Source organism: Streptosporangium sp. NPDC049078, from assembly GCF_040648855.1.
In the GTDB taxonomy this organism is placed as follows: Bacteria; Actinomycetota; Actinomycetes; order Streptosporangiales; family Streptosporangiaceae; genus Streptosporangium.
The window spans coordinates 1-23,575 of record NZ_JBEZEL010000008.1; the positions used below are offsets into that span (position 1 = coordinate 1).

The following is a 23,575-nucleotide window of genomic DNA, read 5'->3' on the forward strand; positions in this document are numbered from 1 at the left end:
GTGCCGTTGTAGGGGATGTAGCGCAGCGGCAGGTAGGTGTGGGGCAGGTCCAGGCGTAGTGAGGTGGGGGTGTAGTCGATGGTGAAGTGGCCGCTCGTCATGTCCTCGGAGAAAGCCACGCCCGCCCGCCTCGCGTGCAGCCCCATCCACTGCCCGAGCGCGTCCGACAGGTGGCCTCCGTGCTCGCGCCTCGCCCGCAGGTAGTGGCCGCGCATCCGGGCGAACAGGTCGAGCCCCCACATGAAACGGGCGTGCGCGGCCCCGGTCGCCTTCGCCGCGATCGCGCCGGCGTAGCTGAGCGGCTCCCAGATGACCAGGTCGGGCTTCCAGTGCCGGCAGAAGTCGGTGAGGTCCACGATCATCGGGTCGTTCACCAGCCGGCACCACCACAGCACGTGCCCCTGGTAGCCCTCCCTGATCTTCTCCCAGGTGAGCATCTCGGGGCGGTCCTCGGCCATGTCGAAGTCCTTCTCCTGGCCCGAGTCCTTGGCGTGCTGGAGCACCCTGCCGAGACTGTGGTCCCTGCCGACGGGCACCGCGGTGAGGCCGGCGCCGGTGATGACGTCGGTGAGCTCGGGCTGACTCGCCACCCGCACCTCGTGACCGGCGTTGCGCAACGCCCACGCCAGCGGCACCATCCCCAGGAAATGGCTTTTTTCGGCGTACGTCGTGAACAGGACGCGCATGGTGTTCCTTCCTGCGGCCGATCTCGTGGCCTCAGCCGGTCCCTGTGCCGCCGCGGTGGTGGGCGGTGAGTCTTTCCAGTTCGGGGACGAGGTCGTTGGGGGTGGGCATGGTGTGCATCTCCTCGCGGAGGCGTGCGGCGGCGTGGGTGTAGGAGGGGTCGCCGAGCAGGCGCAGCAGGTCCTCGCGCACCCGGGCTCCGGTGGCCTCGCCACCGCGCACCACCAGCCCCGCCCCCAGCCCGGTCAGGTGGTCGCCCAGCACCGGCTCGTCGAACAGCTTCGGGAGCACGAGCTGCGGCACGCCGTGCGAGGCCATGGTGAACACCGTGCCGGGTCCGCCATGGTCGATCACCGCGGAGCAGGTGGGGGCGAGGGCGTGCAGGGGGACGAAGGAGACGAGGCGGGTGTTGGCGGGGACGTGGTGGAGTTCGGCCTGTTGTTTTTCTGGGAGGGTGGCGATGATCTCGATGTCGAGGTCGGCGAGGTGGGTGAGGATGTCCTGGACGGGGACGGAGTAGCCGTCGAGGCGTTCGGTGGCGGAGGTGCCGAGGGTGAGGCAGATTCGGGGTTTGGTGGGTGGGGTGTGGAGCCAGGGGGGGATGACGGCGGTGCCGTTGTAGGGGATGTAGCGCAGCGGCAGGTAGGTGTGGGGCAGGTCCAGGCGTAGTGAGGTGGGGGTGTAGTCGATGGTGAAGTGGCCGCTGGTGAGGTCCTCGGAGAAGGTGGTGCCGACCTTGGCGGCGCGGGCGGTGAGCCACTGGGCCATCGCGTCGGGTTCGTGGGGGGCGTGTCGCTGCCTGGCGGTCAGGTAGTGGCCGCGCATCCGGGCGAACAGGTCCAGGCTCCAGAGCATCCGGGCGTGCGCGGCCCCGCTCGCCTTCGCCGCGATCGCACCGGCATAGGAGGCCGGCTCCCAGATGACGAGATCGGGTTTCCAGTGCCGGCAGAAGTCGGTGAGCTCCACGATCATCGGATCGTTCGCCACCCGCCACCACCACGGCACGAGCTCGTCGTGATAGCCCCGGCGCAGGTACTCCCAGGTGAGCATCTCCGGCCGGTTCTCCGCCATGTCGAACGGCGCCGGCCCGTCGGGATCCAGGCTTTCGGCGTGCGTGAGCAGCCGGTGCAGCATGTGGTCCTTGCCGACGGGCACCGCGGTGAGGCCGGCGCCGGTGATGACGTCGCTGAGCTCCGGCTGGCTCGCCACCCGCACCTCGTGACCGGCGTTGCGCAACGCCCACGCCAGCGGCACCATCCCCAGGAAATGAGTCTTCTCGGCATAGGTGACGAACACCACGCGCATCGGCCGGCCCGGCTGGTCGCCCGTCACAGTGCCGCCAGCACCTTGAGCAGCGACTCGACCACCTTCGTCTGGTCGCTCTCGGTCAGCGACGGATACATCGGCAGCGAGAAGATCTCCCCGGCCGCCGCCTCGGTGACGGGCAGCGTCCCCGCCCGGTAGCCGAGCTTCGCGAACCCCGACATCGTGTGCACCGGCCACGGGTAGCTGATGTTGAGCGACACGCCGTACGGCTTGAGCGCCTCGATGATGTCGTCGCGCCGCGGATGGCGGACCACGTAGACGTAGTACGAGTGCTCGTTGCCGGGGGCGACCGCGGGCAGGACGACGTCGGTGCCGGCCAGCGCCTCGGCGTACCGGGCGGCGACGGCCCTGCGGGCGGCGACGTAGCCGTCGAGCCTGGTCAGCTTGCGGCGCAGGATCTCGGCGTGCACCTCGTCGAGCCGGCTGTTGTGGCCGGGCGTCCGCTCGACGTAGTAGCGCTCCCTCATCCCGTAGTAGCGCAGCTGCCTCAGCGCCGCGTCCACCTCCGGGTCGGAGGTGATCGTCGCCCCGCCGTCGCCGTACGCCCCGAGCACCTTGGTCGGGTAGAAGGAGAACGCGGCCGCCTCGCCCATCGAACCCGCGATCCTGCCGTGGTGGCGGGCCGCGTGCGCCTGCGCGCAGTCCTCCAGGACCAGCAGGTCGTGCCGGGTGGCGATCTCCCGCAGCGGGGCCATGTCGACGCACTGGCCGTACAGGTGCACGGGAAGCAGGCAGCGGGTCCGCTCGGTGATCGCCGCCTCCACCTGCCCGACGTCCATCAGGTAGGTGTCCTCGTGCACGTCGACGAAGACCGGGGTGGCGCCGACGGCGTCGATGGCCACGACCGTGGGCGCCGCCGTGTTCGACACGGTGATCACCTCGTCGCCCGGCCCGACACCCAAGGCCTGGAGCCCCAGCACGATCGCGTTCGTCCCGTTGTCGACGCCCACACAGTGCGAGACGCCGTGGTAGGCGGCGAAGGCCGCCTCGAAGTCGCGCACACCGCGCCCGAGCACGAGCTGGCCCGAGCGGAACACGGTGTCCACGGCGTCGAGGATGTCCTCGCGTTCGTTCTCGTACTCCTGCAGATAGTCCCAGACGAAAAGGGGCCTGATCACGCATCACCTCCGGAAGGGAAGCCACTTCGGCTCAGTGGTCGAACTCCCCGCGGAGGTACTGCTCGCGGCAGGCACCACGGCGGATCTTTCCACTGGTCGTCCGCGGCAGGCTGCCGCGCCGTACGAGGACGAGGTCGTGCGCGGCCAGGCCGTGGTTGCGGGTGATCTCCTGGCGCAGGACGCGCAGGACCGCCTCCCTGTCGTCCTGCTCGGCCGCCATGAGCGCGGGGCCGGCCTCGACGAGGACGACGAGTCGTTCCTCGCCCTCGGCCTCGCTGGAGAACGCGGCCGCCGCCCCCTCGGAGCCGACGTCTCGCACGGCCTGAACGGTCGCCTCGATGTCGTCCGGGTAGTGGTTCCGGCCACGAATGATGATCATGTCCTTGGCCCGGCCCACCACGTGGAGGTTGCCGCCGAACAGGAAACCGAGGTCGCCCGTCCGCAGCCAGGGGCCGGAAAGCAGCTCGCCGCCGGTCTCGGCGAGGTGCTTCGCGAAGACCTCCGCCGACCGCTCCGGCTGGTTCCAGTAACCGTCCGCCACATTGGGCCCGCTCACCCAGATCTCGCCGACCCTCCCCTCCGGCAGCGAGGTCAGGCCCTCCTCGTCGCGGATCCGCACCGACACCCCCAGGCTCGGTACTCCGCAGGAGACGACGCGCACGGTACCCGGGCTGCCCGGCGGGCACTCGCGGGCGATGCCGGCGGCCAGGTCCGCGCGGTCGAAGCAGCGGTCGGTCATGCCCTCGCCGACCGGCGGCGCGCTCACCGGAAGGGTCGCCTCGGCCAGGCCGTAGCAGGGGGCGGGGGTGGTGGGCGCCAGGCCGCCGGCCGCGAACGCCGAGATGAACGCCTCGGTCGACTCGGCGTACACCGGCTCCGCGGCGATCGTGAGGAGCCGCAGCGAGCCGAGGTCGAGCTCGCCCCTGCGCTCGACGGCCACCCGGCGCACACACTGGGCGAGGCTGGAACTCGGCGCGACGCTCCAGTCGGCCCGGTAGTCGGAGATCATGCGGAGCCAGCGGTACGGATCCTGCACGAAGGCCATCGGGCTGAGGTTGACCGAGTGCGCGCCCGCGCCCAGCGGGTTGGTGATCGCGCAGACGAGTCCGAAGTCGTGGAAGAACGGCACCCACGACGCGACGACCGAACTCGGCCAGTGTGCCCTGATCTGGTGGTTGGTGACGGTCATGTTCTCGTGCGTGACGCGGACGCCCGACGGGGTGCCGGTCGAGCCGGAGGTGTACTGCAGGTACGCCACCGCCTCCGCCCGCATGTCCGGCCTGCGCCAGTGCGCGGCGTCGGCCACGGGAACCTCGTCGACGCGGACCAGATGCTCGGGCGGGCGCTCCATCCCCTCCAGCAGCCGCTCGACGGACGGGTGAACCGCGGAGGTGGTGAGCACGCACCGCGGTTCGCAGTCCCCCATCACCGATCGCAGGCGCTCGTTGCTGCGCAGCGCCTCGGGCGCGTAGAGCGGCACCGCCACGAGACCGGCGTACAGGCAGGCGAGGAACGCCACCACGTACGCCGGCTCGTGGGGACAGAGCACCGCCACCCGGTCGCCGGGCTCGCACCGCCGCTGGAGGACCGCGGCCACCGCGCGGGCCCGCTCGTCGAGCTCGGCGTAACTCATCGTCCGCGAGCTCTTCTCCCTGCGGCCGGTGTCGCGGCGCATGCCGTACTCGACGAAGGTGACGGCGGGGGAGGAGCCCGAGGTCCTGGCGAAGCGGCCGACGCTGTCGGGCAGGTAGCGGAGACGGAGGCGTTCCGATCCCCGAGGGGTGGTGACGGCGGTCTCGATGACGTCCTGTGGCGACGCGCCGTGATCGGGGTCCAAGCTGTCTTCTCCGTCCGCTCGTTGAGGCTTCGCCGCCCCGGGGTCAGGCGGACTGGGGGAGCGCGCCGGCCTTCCTCGACTCCAGCGCCGCGAGCGCGGCGCGGTCCAGGTTGGAGACCATCCAGACGAGCAGATCCTGCTCGGTGCTCTCCGCGGCCTCCTGCCAGCGTTTCTTCTGCTCCGCGATGATGTTCATCTGAATGTGGGTGACCTCGTCGGCGGTGCCGCCGTTGCGTTCCGCCTTGATACGCCGCCGCAGCTCGTTCCTCGACCAGCTGCCCTTCTCCGCCCGGTTGAGCCAGATCTCCTGGTCGGGCTCCGGCAGGCTGGCCACCTCCGCGTGGTGCTGGAAGCTCAGCTTGTCGCGCCGCCTGGAAAGACTGAACTGCCGGGCCACCCAGGCGTAGTTCCGCAGCGTCTGGTAGTCGAGGGAGGTCTCGGCGATCGCCCGCTTGTAGCGGTCGGGATAGTGCGCCTGGCCGTAGATCAGCCAGTCTCCCAGCCACCAGGCGGAGGAGTCGGAGATGATGAAGATCTGGCGGCCAAGGCGGCTCCAGGCGGTCAGCGACATACCGGGGGGCAGTGAGAGAGCCGTTCTCCTGGTCATGCCCGGTGCGTCGAGCGCCATCCGCGCGTTGCCGGCCGGTCTGGCCTGCCCGTGATGTGTGGTCGCAAGACTTGGGTAACCGTTGACGCCTGTCACATCTGTCACGCCCTTTCGCCCCGGCGGGTCGTCGATGGCTGAGAGTTTGCCCTAGGCGCCACGGGAGAGTTCTAGACAAGATCTAGACGCCCTGACAGATGAGTGACGGAGGCCAGGTCAAGGCCGTTTTCCCCGCTCACCGTGCTTGTCCCGCCCGTCGGCGCTACTTCTGGCCGTCGGCGCGCGCAGGGAGACGTTCGATGACGAAGTCCGCCAGGTCGTCGAAGTTTCTCCCGGTGAAACCGGCCATGTCGTCCAGGAGCGGGACGCCGTAGGTGTCCTCCAGGGCGAGGATGAGGAGGATGATGGAGAAGGAGTCGAGGTTGCCCAGATCGCTGGGCTCGGGAATCTCCCCCAGGTCGGTCAGCTCGGGAACGGCGAGCTCGGAGGAGCTGAACAGCACGATCTTCAGCGCCTCGCGCTCGATCTGCTCGCGCACTTCCTTCTTCTGGTCGGAAACGAACATCTCGGTCAACTCTTTTCTCCTTCGGATGCCTCGGCGGAATCGGTGGACACTGCGGATACGGCGGATACCGTGGACGCGGTGGATGCCGCCTCCCGGCGTTCGCCCGGCCCCTGCGCGAGCTTATTGAGGAGCTCGGTGCCGTGCTCCTCCCACTGCTCGCGGTAGACGGCGTAGATATGCACGTCTCGCAGCGCTCCGCGATCGTAAAGATGCTCGGGGAGAGTCGCCTCTTTGTAGGCGGAGTTGAAGGCCGTACGGAAAGCCGCGAAATCCGTCTCGGTGGTCCAGAAATATATCTTTCTGACGTTCCACATGGCGAAGGCGTAGTTGACGGTCATCAGGATGACCTCCGCGCCGACCCCGTTGCCGGCCGCGGCGGGATCGGTGAAGAAGCTCGCCCGCACGTGCTGTCCCGAGAGGTCGAGATGGTGGAACGAGACGTATCCCACGACCCTGTCGGTGTCCCGCCGCTCCACGATGAACTGCGCGGACACCTCTTTGGAGTACAGCGCGCCGAACACCTCCGCCGAGGGCAGGTCGTTCAGCTCGGCCTTCAGGAGAAGGTCGTGCGCCGTGACGCCCTCCGGAGGATTGGCATGGCGCAGCAGCGTCCTTCTGGTCTTGGTGTGGGGAAAGAGCACGTTCTTCCACCTTCAACTCGGCGTTGCGGCTGAATGGGATTACCCGGGGTATTGTTCGAGCCGGCCGGGTGACTGTCATCCCCTGCTTCAAAGCGGCGGGTCCGTCTCGCCAGCGGGACAGATGCTAGTTCCGGGTGATCGGTGGGTCAAGCTATTCTCCGGCCGCCTCCAATGCCCACGGAATGCCATTTCCCGGATCGTGCATAATTTCCCGGTTGATTTCTTAGGCGGCTGGCGGAAAAGTCGTTTATGGTGCATGCGGCGGCAGCGGGCCGACGTGCGAACGCAGGGAAGCGGGATGGGCTGATGACAGTGCACACCGAGAACGCCGTGATGCCGGGAGAGCTCCGCGAGCCGATCACCCCCGAGGGCCGCGACCTGATCGGCCTCGTCGAGACGCACCTACCGGCGATCGCCGCCGCGGCCCCGGACAACGACCGCAGCGGCACCTTCCCGCGTGACATCTTCGAGGACCTGCGAAGGAGCGGGGTCCTCGGCGCCACGGTGCCCTGCGCGCTCGGCGGCCTGGGGGTCGATCGTCTGCACGACGTCTCCCTGGCGTTGCTGAGGGTCGCCGAGGCGGACGCCTCGACGGCGCTCGCCCTGCACATGCAGCTCAGCCGGGCGCTGACGCTGACCTACGAGTGGCGGACGGGACCGGCGCTCGCGCGGACGCTGGCCGAGCGGCTGCTGCGCGGCATGGGCTCCGGCGAGGCGGTCGTTTCCACCGGGGTGAAGGACATCCCCCGCGACCGGCGTCCGACCACGCTGACGCAGACGGCCGACGGCGGCTGGCTGCTGTCGGGCGGCAAGACCCTGGTGAGCATGGCGCCCATCGCCACGGACTTCGCGGTGTACGCGCAGACGCGCGTCCCCGGACAGCGTCCCCAGTCGGGGATGGCGGTGCTCTCCAGGAACTGCCCGGGGCTTCGCGTACTGGACAACTGGGACGGCCTGGGGATGCGGGCCTCCGGGAGCGTCGACATCGTGTTCGACGACTGCGTCATCCCCCCGGAGGACGTGGTCCTGCGCGGGCCCGCGGGTGAGCAGGACCTCGCGATGCTCGCGGGGCAGACGGTGAGCTCGATCACCATGCTGGGGATCTACACCGGCATCGCCCAGTCGGCGCGCGACATCGCGGTCTCGACCCTCATCCGCAGGGGAGCCGCGGGGGCGGCGGCCGCGCGGACGCTGGTGGCGGAGATGGACGCGCGGCTCTTCACGATGAGGTCGACGGTCGCGGCGGCCCTGGCGCGCGCCGACCGGCTCTCCTACGACGACACGGGCGACCCCCGGGAGCGCGGACCGGCCATGATGACGCCGTTCCAGTGCGCGAAGCTGATCGTCAACCAGCTGGCGCCCGCCGTCGTCTTCGACGCCCAGAGCCTGATCGGCGGCGCCTCCTTCTCGGCCTCCCACCCACTGGCGCGGCTCTACCGCGACGTGCGCGCGGGTGGCTTCATGCAGCCCTACACCTACATCGACGCCGTCGACTATCTGAGCGCCCAGGCCCTGGGAGCCGTGAAGAACGGTTAGGAGAGGTCATGCGCGTTCTTTTTACGGCGTACGCGGAGAAGACCCATTTCCTGGGGATGGTGCCGCTGGCGTGGGCGTTGCGCAACGCCGGTCACGAGGTGCGGGTGGCGAGCCAGCCCGAGCTCACCGGCGTCATCACCGGCGCCGGCCTCACCGCGGTGCCCGTCGGCAAGGACCACATCCTGCACCGGCTGGTGAGCACGACGAAGGAGAGGGACGCCGCCTCCAGGGACGCCGTTTCCGGAGGCGCCGCCTCCGAGGAGCGGGAGTCCTCCTTCTTCGACCTGGCGGAGGAGCGGCCGGAGAAGCTCACCTGGAAGTATCTGAAGGACGGCTACGGCGGGAAGTTCGTGCCGTGGTGGTGCCGGGTGGTGAACGACCCGATGATCGTGGAGCTCACCGACTTCTGCCGGCACTGGAAACCCGATCTCGTCATCTGGGAGCCCGTCACCCACGCCGGTGCGATCGCGGCGAAGGCGAGCGGGGCCGCGCACGCCCGGATGCTCTGGAGCCTGGACCTGTTCGCCCGGATGCGCGGCCACTACCTGACCGCCAGGCAGCGACACGCCCCCCACGAACCCGACGCGATGGCCCAGTGGCTCACCGCCCGCGCCGCCAAGGTCGGCACCACCTTCTCCGAGGACATGACGAGCGGTCACTTCACCATCGACTACACCCCCACCTCACTACGCCTGGACCTGCCCCACACCTACCTGCCGCTGCGCTACATCCCCTACAACGGCACCGCCGTCATCCCCCCCTGGCTCCACACCCCACCCACCAAACCCCGAATCTGCCTCACCCTCGGCACCTCCGCCACCGAACGCCTCGACGGCTACTCCGTCCCCGTCCAGGACATCCTCACCCACCTCGCCGACCTCGACCTCGAGATCATCGCCACCCTCCCAGAAAAACAACAGGCCGAACTCCACCACGTCCCCGCCAACACCCGCCTCGTCTCCTTCGTCCCCCTGCACGCCCTCGCCCCCACCTGCTCCGCGGTGATCAGTCACGGGGGGACCGGCACGTTCCTCACCATGGCGGGGCAGGGGGTGCCGCAGCTGATCGAGCCGTTCATGTTCGACGACGGGCTCCGCGCCGAGCGGCTGGCCGGGCTGGGGGCGGGGCTGGTGGTGCGCGGTGGCGAGGCCACCGGAGCCCGGGTGCGCGAGGACCTGCTGCGCCTGCTCGGCGACCCCTCCTACACCCACGCCGCCGCACGGCTCCGCGAGGAGATGCACACCATGCCCACCCCCAACGACCTCGTCCCCGAACTGGAAAGACTCACCGCCCACCACCGCGGCGGCACAGGGACCGGCTGAGGCGGCGTCCCTCGGGCCGGGGAGGAGTCAGAGCAGGCGCAGCGCGGAGGCGATGCCGCGGACGCTCTTGAAGGCCCGGGGGTCCATCATCTCGAACGCCACGTCGATCCCCATCTCGTCGCGGATGTGACTCACCAGGATGGCGGTGTTGAGCGAGTTGAGGATCCCCCACTCCAGCAGCGGGGTGTCCTCGTCCAGCTCTCCCTGCGGATCCCCCGACAGGAACCGCTCCCTGATGAAGGCGATCAGCCGGTCCGATATCTCCCGCTCGGACAGGTCGGTGGTGGTCATGGTGGTCGTCTCCTTCACAGCCGGCCATACGGCGTGGTCTCCGAGCCCAGCGCGGCCCGGTCGATCTTCCCGTTGCGGGTTCTGGGCAGCTCGCCCACGAAGTGGAACTCGTCGGCGATCATGTAGGGCGGGAGTCGTTCCGCGCTGTGCCGCTTGAGGCTCAGCACGCCCGGTGTCCTGTCGCGTACGGGCACCACGAACGCGTGGAGCCGCGCGTCGGCGCCCTCGCCGCCGACGATCACGGCGACGTCGGCCACCTCGGGGTGACCGCCGAGGACGGCCTCGACCTCGCCGAGCTCGACCCGGTGGCCGCGTACCTTCACCATGTGGTCGCGGCGGCCGAGGTAGTCGAGCGATCCGTCGGCGAGCACCCGCACCATGTCGCCGGTGCGGTACGGGCCGCGCTGCGGCGCGGCACCCCAGTAGCCCCGCATCACGGTGGGCCCCTCCACGACCAGCTCGCCCTCCTCGCCGGGGCGCGCCTCCCCGCCGTCGGGCCGCGTCACCCGAACCGTGTCGCCGCAGGCCGCGCGGCCGATGGGCACCGAGCGGTCGCGGGTCAGGTCGCCGGGGACGACCTCGTGGAAGGTGCAGACGTTGGTCTCGGTCGGGCCGTAGAGGTTGAGCAGCCGCGCGCGGGTCCAGCCCGCCAGGTCGCGGACCCCCGCGATGGGGAAGGGCTCGCCCGCGAAGAGCAGCGCCCGCAGCGCACCGGGCGCGGGCCTGTCGAGCAGGCCGCCGTCCCGCATCATCAGGGTGAGCGCGGACGGCACCGAGTACCAGACGCTGACGCGCTCGCGGTGCAGGAAGTCCACCATCCTGGCGGGGGCGTAGGCGAGCTCGGACGGGACGAGGCAGACCGCCGCCCCCGCGGAGAACGCCGCGTACAGGTCGAGCACCGACAGGTCGAAGGTGAAGGGCGCGTGGTTGGCGAACCGGTCGTCCGGCCGCGCGTCCAGCTCGGCCGCCGCCCAGTCCACGAAGGCGCGGGCGGCGCGGTGGCTGACGCACACCCCCTTGGGAGTTCCGGTCGAGCCGGAGGTGTAGAGCACGTACGCCAGGTCGTCGGGGTCGACCGGATGGTCGACGGGCCGCACCCGGTCACGGTGCTCGCCGGGGTGCTCGCCGGAGTGCTCGTCGAGGTCCACGGCGCGCACGTCCGCCCCCAGGTCCTTGACGAGTCGCCGCAGCCGGTCGCCGGAGCCGCAGACGGCCCGGGGGCGGCAGTCGCGGACCATGGCGGCGACCCGGGCCACCGGCGTCGTCTCGCCGGCCGGCACGTAGGCGGCGCCCAGGCGCAGCACGGCCTGCATCGCCACGACGGCGAGCGGTGACTTCTCCGCCCAGATCACGACGCGGTCGCCGGGCCGCACACCCTCGCGGGACAGCGCGTGCGCCAGGACGTCGGCCCGGCGGTCGAGCTCGGCGTAGCGCATCTCGCCCGCCGGGCCCGCGACGGCCAGGTTGTCGGGGAAGCGGGAGGCGCTGTCGATGAGCAGCCGGTGCAGGCTCACAGCCCGAGCCCTCTCGCGACGAGTTCCCGCTGTATCTCCGTCGTACCGGAGAAGATCGTGCTCGGCACCGCGTCGCGCAGCTGGCGTTCGACGCCCGCGGCGCCGAGATAACCGGTGGCGCCGAATATCTGGATCGCGTCGAGGCTGCTCGCCACGGCCGCCTCCGAGACGGCGATCTTCGACAGCGCCGCCGCGGTGGCGGCGTCGGGGTCCTTCTCGTCCAGCGCCCAGCACGCCCGATAGAGCAGGAGCCTGGCTCCCTCCAGCCGCTGCTTCATCGTGACCAGCCGGTGCGAGACCGCCTGGAAGTCGCCCAGCGCGCGGCCGAACTGGCGCCGCGCACGGGCGTGTTCCACCGCCCGGCGCAGCTGCTCCTCCATCATCCCGAGGTAGACGGCGGGCAGGCACGCCCGCTCCCACGCCATCGAGCCCTGGAAGACGGTGCTTCCGCCGCCCTCCGGGCCGAGCCTGAACCTGGCGGGGACCCGGCACCCGGAGAACTCCACCCGCCCGGCCGGGCAGCTGTCGAGGCCCATCTTCGCCATCGGCTCGCCCACCCGGATCCCCGGCAGGTCGCGGGGCACCGCGAAGGCGCTGATGCCGAGGAAGCCGAGGGTGGGATCGGTGACGGCGTACGTGACGAGGACGTCGGCCATCGGGGCGTTGCTGGCGAAGGACTTCACGCCGTCGAGCACGTAGTGGTCGCCGTCACGCCGGGCGGTGGTGGCGAGCCTGCTCACGTCGGATCCGGCCTCGTCCTCGGTCATCGCGTTGGCCGCGATCAGCTCCCCCGAGGCGAGGCCGGGGAGCAGCTCCGCGCGCACCTCCTCGCCGGCGTTGTCGCGGATCGCGACGCAGCAGGCCAGCAGGTGCGCCGAGACCGCGAAGGCGAGGCCGGTGTCGCCGCACCCCTCGGACAGGGCCTCCAGGCACAGCGCGGTGTCCAGGGCGCCGAGGCCGCCGCCGCCGTGTTCCCCGGGCAGGCACAGGCCGGTGGCGCCCAGTTCGGCGACGGCGCGCCAGCGCTCGCGGGTGAACGGCCGCGACGGCGACTCAGACGATGACTCAGACGGCGACTCAGACGGCGACTCAGACGGCGACTCAGACGGCGACTCAGACGGCGACTCAGACGGCGACTCAGACGGCGACTCAGACGGTGGCGCCGACAGTTGCTCCGATGACGGCCCCGACGCGTCGTGGAGGCGCTTGCGCGCGGCGTCGAACATCGCGTCGCGCCGCTCGCGGCGCGCGCCGGTGAGACCGAACTCCATGAACCCTCCTCCCCTTCCGAGACGGCTCCCCCTAGATCCACGGGGGAGTGCTGAGGATCTCCAGGACCGCGCACGAGATGGTGACGCCGGGACCGATGCCCCCAAGGAGCACGTGGTCGCCGGGGCCGAGCTGCCCGGTCGACAGCAGGTGGTCCAGGGAGACGAGGTGGTCGCTCGCGCCGAGATGGCCGACGGTCCTGGCGTAGTCCCAGCTGGACTTCGACATGGGCATCCGGAGGACCGACATCCAGCGGTGCTCGACGGCCTCGGGGGAGAGGCTGGTGAACACGGTCCGGGTGAGATCGTTCGCCGTGATGCCGGCCTCGGACAGGGTGCGGCCGAGGACCCGCATCATCCGCTGCTGCACGATGACCCAGGCGAGCGCCAGGTCGCCGTCGACGGAGCACATGCGGCCGAACTCCTCGGCACGCGCGCTGAAGTCGACGGCCTCACCGGTGGTGGCGCTCGGAGGGAAGAGCGGAGTGCCCGCGCGGTGCAGTTCCTCGGCCTCGGGGACGGAGATCGAGCTCACCGAGAGCAGCCGGGCGAAGCCGGTCTCACGGCTGAGCACCACGGCGCTTCCCGCGTCGCCGAGGACGAAGTCGGGACCCGAGCACCACCGGTCCATCCGGGCGGTGCCGAAGTTGTCGGCCGTGACGATCAGCGCGTCGCGCCGGCGCGGATCACCCGCCATGAACCCCCCGGCCAGCTCCAGGGCACTGAGCACGCCGTTGCACCCCTGACGCACCTCAAGGGCGAGCAGGTCGCCGCCGACGAGATGACGCTGCAGGTAGTACTGCGGCGACCAGCCGTCGGGGCCCTGGTGCCAGACATCGGCGTACAGCAGCAGCCCGAGGTCCCCGGCGTCGGCCCCGCCGCGTCCGATCGCCTCCCGCGCCGCCCGCAGCGCCATCTCGGGAGCGGGGATGTCACCCGCGACCGCCGCCCCCAGCATGTCGTGGACCTTGGCGTGCTCGGCGGAGCACAACCCGTCGGCGACCGCCGACTCCACGCTTACCGTCGGGGGGACGAACGCGCCGATCCCCCTGACGAAGACCTCCGGTGTGCGCAATGGCGTACCTTTCTGCTCGCCCGGCTCCTCACGCCGGCCGGCGTGAGGAGCCGGTGGGCCGCAACTCCGGTGCCCCGTCCCGCAGCTGGGAGGTCGCCTCCAGATAGCGGTCGATCACGGTCCTGTGGTAGTCGGGACCGAAGTCCATCTCCTTCACCGCGGGCACCAGCCTCCGCAGCTTCTCCACGGATATGTGATGGGACGTGCCCTCGTCGATGATCTGCCTGCGGGCCGTGACGCCCAGGCGCGACTCGAGGTGGTCGACGATCAGCTTGATCGGCACGGACTCGCCGGTGGCGACGTTGACCACCTCCTGGGTGATCCGCTCGGCCAGCAGCATGTCGATGACCCGCACCCAGTCGGTGATGTCGATCAGGTCCCTGCGCGCGCTGCGGTACATCGTGAGGTTGTCGGAGCGGATCTGCTCGATGAGGGAAGGGATCAACCGGTTCGCCGGGACGTGCGGGCCGACGACATAGCCGAGCCGCAGGATGAGGTGGCGCACCCCCGAGTCCTGGATCCGCCGCTCCAGCGCGAGCTTGTGCCATCCGTACGGGGTCACGGGTTCCACGGGTTCGTCCTCGCGGCCACGGCAGCCGGGACCGCCGTACATGCTCATCGAGGCGGTCGAGAAAAAGACGAGTACACGGTCCTGGCGAAGGCTCTTTACGATCGTCTCCTCGACCAGAGCGGTTTCCCGTTCGTAGTCGGAATCGGAATTCTTCCACAGAGACACCCCGGCGGCGAGAATCGTCATCTCCGGGTGTGCGTCGCTGATCGGCCGCAGATGTCTCGCGAGAAAACCATTTCCGATGATCTCCATTCCCAGCACCGCTTTCCAGCTCTGGAGGTTAACGTATCGGTTCCGTTCGTCACCATATAGCGACGCGTGTAATAAGAAAGCTCCCCGCTCCCCGCGGCCGGAGGGCCGTTTGTCCCGCCAGCGAGACAGATAGGGGTTCCGGGGCGGTCAATGGGAATTCCGCGGCCTTCGCCGCGCTTCGGGTCGCGTGCCGGGGGCGTTGGCGGAAGTGGTTCCCGCGGGGTCCGGGAGTGCGCGCCCCGGTGGGTCTTCGCACCGGCTGCCGGGGGTGCCGGGGGAGCGCGACGGCGCGTCTTCGCACCGGGTCCCGGACGGCGCGGTCGTGCGCCTTCGCGCCGGGTCACGGGCCGGCCGGCACGTCCGCGCCGGGCCCGGGGTCCGCGGCGACCGAGGCGGCCCTCTCCTTCTTCAACGGCTCCCACCAGCTGCGGTTGTCCGCGTACCAGCGAGCCGTCGCCGCCAGACCCTCCGCGAAGGGGGTGAGCGGCCGGTAGCCCAGCTCGGCGGTGATCTTCGAGCTGTCGACCGAGTATCGGCGGTCGTGCCCCGGGCGGTCCTCCACCTGCCTGACCATGGACCAGTCCGCTCCGGCGATGTCCAGCAGCGCCCGGGTCAGCTCCCGGTTCGTCAGCTCGGCGTTGCCGCCGATGTTGTAGATCTCACCGGGCCTGCCCCTCCAGGCGACCAGGGCGATCCCCCGGCAGTGGTCGTCGACGTGCGTCCACTCGCGCACGTGCAGGCCGTCGCCGTACAGCGGCACGCGCTCCCCGTCCAGGAGGTTGGTGACGAACAGCGGGATCACCTTCTCGGGGAACTGGTAGGGGCCGTAGTTGTTGGGGCAGCGGGTGATCGAGACGGGGAAGCGGTAGGTCCTGGAGAACGCCCGCGCCAGCAGGTCGGCCGCCGCCTTCGAGGCGGAGTAGGGGGAGTTGGGCTCCAGCGGGTGGCTCTCCACCCACGAGCCCGACTCGATGGACCCGTAGACCTCGTCCGTGGAGACGAGCACGAACTTCCCCACCCCGGCGCGCAGGGAGGCCTCGAGCAGCGTCTGGGTGCCCACCACGTTGGTCGCGACGAAGTCGGCGCCGCTGTCGATCGACCGGTCGACGTGGGTCTCTGCGGCGAAGTGCACGACGAGGGAGACGCCCCTCATCACCCGCGCCATCAGCGAGGCGTCGCAGATGTCCCCCTCGACGAACTCCAGCCGGGGGTCGTCGGCGACGGTGGACAGGCTCTCCATGGTTCCCGCGTAGGTCAGCTTGTCCACGATGACGACCCGGACGTCCTCGAACCCCTCGTAGGCGCCGGAGAGCGTGCGCCGGACGAAGTTCGAGCCGATGAATCCGGCACCGCCAGTGACCAAGATCCGCATTTGCCTGCACCTTTGCTGTCAGTCACGCGAGTGATCGAGCGATGTCCATGACGTACCGGCCGTACGCCGACTGCCTCATCTCGGTGCCCCGGTGGTAGCACGCCTCGGCGTCGATGAATCCCATGCGCAGGGCGATCTCCTCCAGGCAGGCGACCCGCACCCCCTGGCGGCGTTCGAGGATCTGCACGTACTGGCTCGCCTCGAGCAGGGACTGGTGCGTCCCGGCGTCCAGCCAGGTGAAGCCCCGTCCCAGCGGCAGCAGTCTCGCCTTGCCCTGCTCCAGGTAGACCCGGTTGACGTCGGTGATCTCCAGCTCGCCGCGGCCCGAGGGCCGCTGCTCCCTGGCGATGTCCACGACCTGCTTGTCGTAGAAGTACAGGCCGGTGATGGCCTGGTCGGAGCGGGGAACGCTCGGCTTCTCCTCGATGGAGACCAGCCTGCCCTCGGCGTCCAGCTCCCCGATGCCGTACCGCTCGGGATCGCTCACCGGGTAGCCGAACATGACGCAGCCGTCCAGTTCCTCCTGGGCCCTGCGCAGCAGGTCGGGAAAGCCCGCGCCGTGAAAGAGGTTGTCTCCCAGCACGAGCGCGCAGGGATCCCCGTCGATGTGCGAGTCGCCCAGCAGAAACGCCTCCGCGATGCCGCGCGGTTCCCGTTGCGGCACGTAGGTGAAGTTCACCCCCACGTGCGACCCGTCACCCAGAAGCGCGTGCAGTGACGGAAGGGTGTCCGGCGTGGAAATAATGAGGATGTCGCGTATCTGTGCCAGCATCAGCACCGCGATGGGATAGTAAATCATCGGCTTGTCGTAGATGGGAAGCAACTGCTTGGAGGTCGCGAGGGTCAGCGGATGCAAACGCGTCCCGTTTCCTCCGGCAAGGACTATGCCTTTCATCGGAGCTCCTGCGTTTTTGTCTGCGGCGGTGCCTGAGACTACTGTTCGAGCTCCTCAGGAAATCAACCCCCGCCGTCCCGCAAAACGGTATTGCCTTTTGGCGGAACAAATGTGATAGGGGTTGGAGTGTGTCCCGTCGGAAACCTGTCGCGACGGGGCACGGCCTTCGCCACTCCGCGTTCGCGCGCCCGGAAGGACGAGTATGCGTATTCTGTTCGCAACCTACGCTGAGAAGTCGCATTTCCTGGTCATGGTTCCGCTGGCGTGGGCGCTGCAGGCCGAGGGGCACGAGGTGCGGGTCGCGAGCCAGCCGGACCTGACCGACGTGATCACCCGGTCGGGGCTGACCGCGGTGCCGGTGGGCAGGGACCACAGCCTGTGGCGGGCCAACCGGGCGTTCGGCTTCTTCGACCCCCGCAAGAAGCACAAGAGGGCGGTGCCCTTCTTCGACATGGCGGACGACCACCCCGAGCAGCTCACCTGGGAGCACTTCAAGCGGGGATACGCCCAGTTCGTCCCCTGGTGGTGCCGCCTGGTCAACGAACCCATGATCGACGGGCTCGTCGAGTACTGCCGGAGGTGGGAGCCCGACCTGGTCATCTGGGAGCCGGTGACCTACGCCGGGCCGATCGCGGCGAAGGCGTGCGGAGCGGTCCACGCGCGGTTCATGTGGAGCCTGGACCTGTTCGGCCGGATGCGCGGCCACTACCTGCGGGCGAAGGCGGAGCAGCCGCCGCAGGAGCGCGAGGACATGCTGCAGGCGTGGATCGCCGCGCACGGCCGCAGGTTCGGCGTGGAGTTCTCCGAGGAGATGACCACCGGTCATTTCACCGTCGACTACACACCGCCCTCCCTGGAGCTGCCGCCCGACCCGGCCGCGGGGCCGGAGCCGCACCGGGTCCCGGTCCGGTTCATCCCGTACAACGACCGCGCGGTGATCCCGCCCTGGCTGCGGGTCGCGCCCGAGCGGCCGCGGGTCTGCCTGACGCTGGGGACCACCTCGGCGGAGAACCTGGACGGCTATCTGGTGCCGGTCCAGGAGATCCTCGACGGGCTCGCCGACCTCGACGTGGAGATCGTCGCCACCCTGCCGGAGCACCACCAGGCGCAGCTGGAGCGGGTGCCGGACAACGTGCGGCTGGTGAGCTTCGTCCCCCTGCACGCGCTGCTGCCGACCTGTACGGCGGTGATCGACCACGGCGGGAGCGGCACGTTCTTCACGACGCTGGCGAGCGGGGTCCCCCAGCTCGTCCTGCCCAACCTGTTCGACGAGCCGCTGCGGGCGCGCTACCTCGCCGAGCAGGGGGCGGGCCTGACGATGCACAGCAGCGAGGCGACCGGCGCCGGCGTGCGGCAGGCGCTGCTGCGGCTGCTCGAAGAGCCGTCCTTCGCCGAGGAGTCGCGCAGGATCCGCGACGAGATGAACGCGATGCCGGCCCCCGCGGAGGTGGCGGCCGGCATCGAGGCCCTCGTCGAGACCTACCGTGCCGCGGTCCCTGCCGCCGGCCGCTGAGAAGGGGAGGGGCATGTACGAGGCCGAGCTGGCGGACGTCTACGACGCGATCTACGCGGGGCGGGGCAAGGACTACGCGGCCGAGGCGGCGACCGTCGCGGAGCTGATCCGCGAACGGCTCCCCGCGGCCGCCGCGCTGCTGGACGTGGCGTGCGGGACCGGGTCGCACCTGAGGTTCTTCGCCGAACTCTTCGACCACGTCGAGGGGCTGGAGTTGTCGGCGGACATGCTGGCCGTGGCGAGGACGCGGATCCCCGGGGTCGTCGCGCACCAGGGCGACATGCGCGACTTCGCGCTCGGCCGCGCCTTCGACGCGGTCACCTGCATGTTCAGCTCCATCGCCTACATGCGCGACGAGCGGGAGCTCGCGGCGGCGATCGGGCGGATGGCGGCCCACCTGGTGCCCGGCGGGGTTCTCGTCGTCGAGCCGTGGTGGTTTCCCGAGCGGTTCCTGCCCGGCTACGTGGCCGGGGACGTGGTCACCGTGGAGGGGCGCACCCTGGCCAGGGTCTCGCGTACGGTGCGCGAGGGCGACGCGAGCGTGATGGAGGTCCACTACGTGGTGGCCGACGCGGCCACCCCCGTCCGGCACTTCACCGTCACCCACGTGAACACCCTGTTCACCCGGGAGCAGTACGAGGACGCCTTCACCGGGGCGAAACTGCGGGTGGACTACATCGAGGGCGGCCCCTCGGGACGCGGGCTGTTCGCCGGGACGCTCGTATGAGCCTCGGGCCGGGCGTGCAGGAAGTTCTGGATGAGCGGCGGGAGCCGTTCCTTGGCGTGGGACACGCCGTAGGCCTGCGCCTGCCGCGCGGCGACGGTGAGGTTGGGAAGTTCCGTCTCCAGCCAGTTCCTCGCCTGCTCGGGGCATTCGAAGCGCGGGCGCGGCACCCCCTCGGGCGCGGGGAGGGGCGGGATGACGGGACAGCGCCCCGGATACAGCAGGCGCAGCGCGATGTCCGCGGTCCGCACGTAGTGGCCGAGGAACCGCGAGACGGCGGCCCGCCTCGTCTGGTAGGGCATCTCGGCCACGGCGCGGTCCTTGGCGTACGCGCGCAGCATGCCGTCGTGGAACCGGAGCCGGTTGTCCGGCGTGATCCTCAGCAGATGCCCGCTCAGTAGGTAGTCGACGCTCTGTCTCGCCCGGTGCACGTCGACGTCCGCCGTGACGGCGGCCGTCGTCAGGTCGAACGTCGGGCCTTCGTGCAGGCTCATGAGGCGGAACATCTCCGCGGCGTCGTTGGGCAGCGCCAGGTAGGAGGAGGAGAACACCGAACGCATGGACGACTGCTCGTCGCACTCGACGTCCTGGCTCTCCAGCAGGTCCTCGCGTCCCGGCGGCGTCTGGCCGACGCTGGTGAGCCCGCCGTGAAAACGGCTCGTCATCCGCTCCGCCGCGATCCGCAGGGCGATCGGCAGGTGGTCGCCGACCTGGCAGAGCCGGTGGACGAGGGGATGCTCCGCGTACCCGTTCGCCTGCCTGATGACGTGCCTCACCAGGGTGGCCGCGTCCTCCTTCGGCATGAGGTCGAGCGTCATCCTGAGGGCGCCGTCGCGGGTGGTGAGCCCCGACAGCCTGTTCCTGCTCGTGACCAGCACCAGGCACGACGGGTCGCCGGGGAGCAGCGGACGCACCTGCTCGGCCGACCTGGCGTTGTCCAGCACGATGAGGATCCGCTTGCCCGCCACCAGGCTCCGGTAGCGGCTGGAGCGGACCTGGAGGTCCTCGGAGGGTTTGGGAGTGCTTCCCAGCCCGGCCAGCAGGTGGTCGAGGGCTTCGGCCGGCATCATCGGCTGGGCCGTGTTGGAGAAGCCCCGCAGGTCGAGGTGGAGCTGGCCTCCGTCGAAGCGCTCGGTCAGACTGCGGGCGAAGCGCAGGGCGAGCGCCGACTTGCCCACCCCGGGAGCACCGCTGATCAGGATGAGTCCGGCCTCGTCCAGCCGGTCTGCCGCCGCGACGAACCCCTCCAGCCGTTCCAGCTCCCTGAGCCGGCCGGTGAATCCGGGGATGTCGCGGGGCAGCTGGGCGGGGGGCGGCGCGAACCCCGGTGGGAGGGCGTTGTCGGGGGAGGAGAGTGTCACCGGGGAGTCGGGGGCCGGCGCGGGGGAGCGGAGGGTGCCGTTCAGGATCTGGTCGTGGCACCTGCGCAGGTCCTCGCCGGGCTCGATGCCCAGCTCCCTGATGAGCAGGCGCCGCACGCTGTGGAACTGCTTCAGCGCGTCCGCCCGGCGCCCGCAGCGGTAGTGGGCCACCATGAGCAGGTGGTGGAGCCGCTCCCGCATGGGATGGGTCCTGACGAGGCTGGAGAGGTCACTGATGATCTCGGTGGCGCGGTCGGCCTCCAGCAGGAGCTGCGCGCGGTCCTCGATGGCGGTGACGCGCAGCTCGTCCAGGCGGATCCGCTCGGTGTCGGCGAGAGGGCCGACCGCGCCGCCGAACGCCGGCCCGCGCCACAGGGCGAGCGCCGCCTCCAGCCTCTTCACCGCCTCGGGCCAGGGGCCGGATCGTTGAAGCTCCCGTACGTCCTCCAGGTGCTTCTCGAAGACCTGGACGTCTATCTTGCGGGCGTCGAGCTGGAGCAGGTAGCCGTTGGCGTCGGCGACCAGGAGTCCGGAGGGCGCCCTTCGTGGCCTTTTCGGCTCAAAAGTACGTCGAAGGCGAGCTATGTAGGTATAAATGCTGCTTTCGACAGTTATAGGAGGATTTGGGCCCCATACCGCATTGATTAACTCCTGTCGGCTGAGAGTGGTTCCGGGGCGCGTGGCCAGTGCCGCGAACAGCGCTCGCTGGGTCGGAGACCCCAGGTCAAGTTCGTGATCGCCCCGCGTTGCACGCACCGGCCCGAGCAGGTGCACCTGTACCAGGTCGTTCAACAACGCTCTCCCAGTCTCAGCCCGCCTAGAGACGCGATGAAAGGCCCTCCTGAGTGTGCGCTCAGGATCAAACGGTTGGACCTACGCATATAGCCATATCTGTGGAAACGAAGGGTCGGCAAGGGAGGTTCCTCGGGTGACACTATTGTTACCTGCGTCACAGGAGTTTCTGGACGAACTCAGGTCAATCCCGTAAGCAGGTGTCTCGCTGGCGGGACATCGTGTCATGCCAGGCGAAGGACCGCAGGACGGGCGCGCCGCCCGGGAGCGATCTCGCTCATCCCGGGGTCGCGGGACGGGTGTGGACGAGGAGTGTCCGGGGACGGCCGCGCGGCCGGGGCGCCGAGCGCGAAAGGGCGGCCGAGGGAGCACGGGGGAACCGGCGAGGGGGCGTCGAGAGGACGCCGAGAGGACGCCGAGGGTGCGGGCCGAGGGACGCCGAGAGTGCGGGCCGAGAACGTGCGGGAAGCGGCGGAAATCAGCCGGGAAAACAAGATGGGAAGTGGCCGGGAAACCGCCGGCGGCCCCGCCCTCACCGGCAGGTAAAACCCGGCCGGGTCTTGTGAGACGGCACCTCCGTGTAATAGGAGTTTTTTCACCGCTCGCACCTGAAAAGCGTATCCGAGGCGGTGACGAATCCACTGGTCTCGGTTACCGTCGAGCCCGGCATCGGATTCCCGAACTTCCCGGTGAGGCGCTGGTGGTCATCGACGACATTCGTTCTCCGCGAGGTGCGCCGCTCAAGAGGGTGGTCGTCACCGGTTACGGAGTCATTTCCCCGTTCGGGGTGGGCTGGGAAACCGCGTGGTCGAATCTGATCCAGGGCGGAAGCGGTATTCGCGAGCTTTCTGGAATTGACACCTCGGGGCTCCCGGTGGGCATCGGCGGCCAGGTCCTGGACTTCGACCCCGGGGTGTGGCTCCCGGCCTCGCTGGTGCGCCGCACCACGAGACCGGCGCACCTCGCCCTGGTCGCCGCCACCCTCGCGCTGAGGGACGCCAAGCTCGACGTCGACGCCGGGCTCGCGCCGAGGCTCGGGGTGACGGTGGGCACGGCCTGCGGCGCGAGCGCCGCCGTCGTGGACGCCGGCGCCGCGTTCGCTGAGCGCGGGTTCATGGCGCTGAGCCCGTACACCTTCACCTCCACGGGCGTCGTCACGGTCGCCTCCGAGGTGGCCCTGCACGTCGGCGCGCAGGGGCCCGCCGCCTGCACGGCGACCGCCTGCGCGACCGGGGCGACCTGCGTCGGCGAGGCGATGCGGCTGATCCGGCTCGGTGAGGCGGACGTCGTCCTGGCGGGGGGCGCCGACGACACCATCACCCCCTTCGACATCGCCGCCGCGGCCAGGGCGAGGGCGCTGTCGCGCCGCTCCGGAGACCCGCGCGCCGCCAGCAGGCCGTTCGACACCGGTCGCGACGGGTTCGTGATGAGCGCGGGCGCCGGGATCCTGGTGCTGGAGAGCGAGGAACACGCCCTCGCGCGCCAGGCCCGCGTGTACGGGGAGGTGGCGGGATACGCGGCCACCACGGACGCCCACAACCTGACCAGCCCGCATCCGGAGGGGGTGGCCGTCGAGAGGGCGGTGCGTCTCGCGCTCCGGGACGCGGGCGTCACCCCCGCCGAGGTCGGCTACGTCAACGCGCACGGCACCGGGACCCGGATGAACGACACCGCCGAGATCAAGGTGATCCGCCGGGTGTTCGCCGAGCGGGCCACGTCCGTGCCGGTGAGTTCGACGAAGAGCATGACGGGTCACATGCTGGGGGCGGCCGGCGCCGTCGAGGCGATGATCGCGATGGAGGCCGTACGCACCGGGATCGTCCCGCCCACCGTCAACTGCGACGACCCGGAGGACCCGGAGATGAACTTCGTCGCGCACCGGGCCCAGGAGCACGCGGCCGACGTGGCCGTCAGCAACTCCTTCGGATTCGGCGGCCACAACGCGGTTCTGGTCCTGCGCCGCTGGCGGGACTGATCACTCTGACCGGCGTGAAAAGTCGGAAAAGCCGTCCGGTGGGACCGTGAAGGGATTTCAGGAAATGTCTACCAAGCAGCAGGAAATGCTCTCGAATTTGGCCGACATCGTGGAGAGGGTCGCGGGCGTGCCCGCGGAGCGGGTATTGCCCGACAAGTCGTTCACCGACGACCTCGCACTCGATTCCCTGGCCGTCGTCGAGGTCGCCTTCTCCATGCAGGAGCAGACCGGGGTGGAGATTCCGGAAGAGGATCTGGCGCGCATAAGGACGGTCCAGGACTTTCTTGACTTCGTCGAACTCTCCGCGGGGTCGAATTGACCGCGCAACGAGTTCCCGAA

Annotated in this window: 20 protein-coding genes and 1 pseudogene; 6 read left to right on the forward strand and 15 right to left on the reverse strand. The window is 69.9% G+C overall.

Annotation, left to right across the window (positions count from 1 at the left end; all coding sequences use genetic code 11):
- From AB0B90_RS14695 to AB0B90_RS14725, 7 genes and pseudogenes are all read right to left on the reverse strand, one after another.
- Positions 1 to 686 (reverse strand): annotated as a pseudogene (locus tag AB0B90_RS14695) (hypothetical protein); the annotation flags it as partial.
- Positions 687 to 717: 31 nt separating this feature from the next.
- Positions 718 to 2,016, reverse strand: coding sequence for an activator-dependent family glycosyltransferase (locus AB0B90_RS14700; RefSeq protein ID WP_362922856.1), 1,299 nt, complete (start codon positions 2,014 to 2,016; stop codon positions 718 to 720).
- Positions 2,013 to 3,128 (reverse strand): DegT/DnrJ/EryC1/StrS family aminotransferase, encoded by a 1,116-nt coding sequence (locus AB0B90_RS14705; protein ID WP_362922858.1) that lies wholly within the window; start codon positions 3,126 to 3,128, stop codon positions 2,013 to 2,015. Before AB0B90_RS14705 ends, AB0B90_RS14700 begins: the two co-directional genes overlap by 4 nt.
- 31 nt (positions 3,129 to 3,159) lie before the next feature.
- Entirely contained in the window at positions 3,160 to 4,965 is a 1,806-nt protein-coding gene (locus AB0B90_RS14710; RefSeq protein ID WP_362922860.1) for a fatty acyl-AMP ligase, read from the reverse strand.
- Positions 4,966 to 5,008: 43 nt separating this feature from the next.
- The gene (locus tag AB0B90_RS14715; protein ID WP_362522351.1) at positions 5,009 to 5,572 is read right to left on the reverse strand and encodes an LmbU family transcriptional regulator; all 564 of its coding nucleotides are present in this window, start codon (positions 5,570 to 5,572) and stop codon (positions 5,009 to 5,011) included.
- Between the two features lie 259 nt (positions 5,573 to 5,831).
- Positions 5,832 to 6,134, reverse strand: coding sequence for a hypothetical protein (locus AB0B90_RS14720; protein ID WP_350950407.1), 303 nt, complete (start codon positions 6,132 to 6,134; stop codon positions 5,832 to 5,834).
- A 5-nt stretch (positions 6,135 to 6,139) separates the two neighbouring features.
- Positions 6,140 to 6,775 (reverse strand): GNAT family protein, encoded by a 636-nt coding sequence (locus AB0B90_RS14725; RefSeq protein ID WP_350950399.1) that lies wholly within the window; start codon positions 6,773 to 6,775, stop codon positions 6,140 to 6,142.
- Positions 6,776 to 7,081: 306 nt separating this feature from the next.
- Between AB0B90_RS14725 and AB0B90_RS14730 the strand changes: the two genes are divergently transcribed.
- Both AB0B90_RS14730 and AB0B90_RS14735 read left to right on the forward strand, forming a co-directional pair.
- Positions 7,082 to 8,311, forward strand: coding sequence for an acyl-CoA dehydrogenase family protein (locus AB0B90_RS14730; protein WP_350950397.1), 1,230 nt, complete (start codon positions 7,082 to 7,084; stop codon positions 8,309 to 8,311).
- A gap of 8 nt (positions 8,312 to 8,319) precedes the next feature.
- Complete coding sequence (locus AB0B90_RS14735) at positions 8,320 to 9,633, forward strand: activator-dependent family glycosyltransferase (protein ID WP_362922862.1); 1,314 nt, start codon at positions 8,320 to 8,322, stop codon at positions 9,631 to 9,633.
- Between the two features lie 27 nt (positions 9,634 to 9,660).
- Here AB0B90_RS14735 and AB0B90_RS14740 read toward each other — a convergent pair whose 3' ends face one another.
- From AB0B90_RS14740 to rfbA, 7 genes are all read right to left on the reverse strand, one after another.
- The gene (locus AB0B90_RS14740) at positions 9,661 to 9,924 is read right to left on the reverse strand and encodes a phosphopantetheine-binding protein (RefSeq protein ID WP_350949588.1); all 264 of its coding nucleotides are present in this window, start codon (positions 9,922 to 9,924) and stop codon (positions 9,661 to 9,663) included.
- A gap of 14 nt (positions 9,925 to 9,938) precedes the next feature.
- Positions 9,939 to 11,438 (reverse strand): amino acid adenylation domain-containing protein, encoded by a 1,500-nt coding sequence (locus tag AB0B90_RS14745; RefSeq protein WP_362922864.1) that lies wholly within the window; start codon positions 11,436 to 11,438, stop codon positions 9,939 to 9,941.
- On the reverse strand, positions 11,435 to 12,709 hold the full coding sequence (locus AB0B90_RS14750; RefSeq protein ID WP_362922866.1) for an acyl-CoA dehydrogenase family protein: 1,275 nt from the start codon (positions 12,707 to 12,709) through the stop codon (positions 11,435 to 11,437). Before AB0B90_RS14750 ends, AB0B90_RS14745 begins: the two co-directional genes overlap by 4 nt.
- Positions 12,710 to 12,740: 31 nt before the next feature.
- Entirely contained in the window at positions 12,741 to 13,781 is a 1,041-nt protein-coding gene (locus AB0B90_RS14755) for a ketoacyl-ACP synthase III family protein (RefSeq protein WP_350949585.1), read from the reverse strand.
- A gap of 28 nt (positions 13,782 to 13,809) precedes the next feature.
- Entirely contained in the window at positions 13,810 to 14,604 is a 795-nt protein-coding gene (locus AB0B90_RS14760) for an NAD-dependent epimerase/dehydratase family protein (protein ID WP_350949584.1), read from the reverse strand.
- A gap of 340 nt (positions 14,605 to 14,944) precedes the next feature.
- Positions 14,945 to 15,976 carry a dTDP-glucose 4,6-dehydratase gene (gene rfbB, locus AB0B90_RS14765; protein WP_350949583.1) on the reverse strand — a complete coding sequence of 344 codons (1,032 nt, stop codon included), beginning with the start codon at positions 15,974 to 15,976 and terminating at the stop codon, positions 14,945 to 14,947.
- Between the two features lie 22 nt (positions 15,977 to 15,998).
- On the reverse strand, positions 15,999 to 16,871 hold the full coding sequence (gene rfbA, locus AB0B90_RS14770) for a glucose-1-phosphate thymidylyltransferase RfbA (RefSeq protein ID WP_350949582.1): 873 nt from the start codon (positions 16,869 to 16,871) through the stop codon (positions 15,999 to 16,001).
- A 202-nt stretch (positions 16,872 to 17,073) separates the two neighbouring features.
- On the opposite strand from rfbA, the gene AB0B90_RS14775 reads away from it, so the two are divergent.
- The gene (locus tag AB0B90_RS14775; protein WP_350949581.1) at positions 17,074 to 18,384 is read left to right on the forward strand and encodes an activator-dependent family glycosyltransferase; all 1,311 of its coding nucleotides are present in this window, start codon (positions 17,074 to 17,076) and stop codon (positions 18,382 to 18,384) included.
- A gap of 13 nt (positions 18,385 to 18,397) precedes the next feature.
- Positions 18,398 to 19,111, forward strand: a complete 714-nt coding sequence (locus tag AB0B90_RS14780; RefSeq protein ID WP_350949580.1) for a class I SAM-dependent methyltransferase — start codon at positions 18,398 to 18,400, stop codon at positions 19,109 to 19,111.
- Here AB0B90_RS14780 and AB0B90_RS14785 read toward each other — a convergent pair.
- On the reverse strand, positions 19,057 to 21,261 hold the full coding sequence (locus AB0B90_RS14785) for a BTAD domain-containing putative transcriptional regulator (RefSeq protein ID WP_350949579.1): 2,205 nt from the start codon (positions 21,259 to 21,261) through the stop codon (positions 19,057 to 19,059). The two genes, AB0B90_RS14780 and AB0B90_RS14785, sit on opposite strands and share 55 nt — an antisense overlap.
- A 700-nt stretch (positions 21,262 to 21,961) precedes the next feature.
- On the opposite strand from AB0B90_RS14785, the gene AB0B90_RS14790 reads away from it, so the two are divergent.
- Together AB0B90_RS14790 and AB0B90_RS14795 are read left to right on the forward strand one after the other, a co-directional pair.
- Positions 21,962 to 23,236 (forward strand): beta-ketoacyl-[acyl-carrier-protein] synthase family protein, encoded by a 1,275-nt coding sequence (locus AB0B90_RS14790; protein ID WP_350949578.1) that lies wholly within the window; start codon positions 21,962 to 21,964, stop codon positions 23,234 to 23,236.
- A 64-nt stretch (positions 23,237 to 23,300) separates the two neighbouring features.
- Positions 23,301 to 23,555 (forward strand): acyl carrier protein, encoded by a 255-nt coding sequence (locus tag AB0B90_RS14795; protein WP_350949577.1) that lies wholly within the window; start codon positions 23,301 to 23,303, stop codon positions 23,553 to 23,555.
- Positions 23,556 to 23,575: the final 20 nt, after the last annotated feature.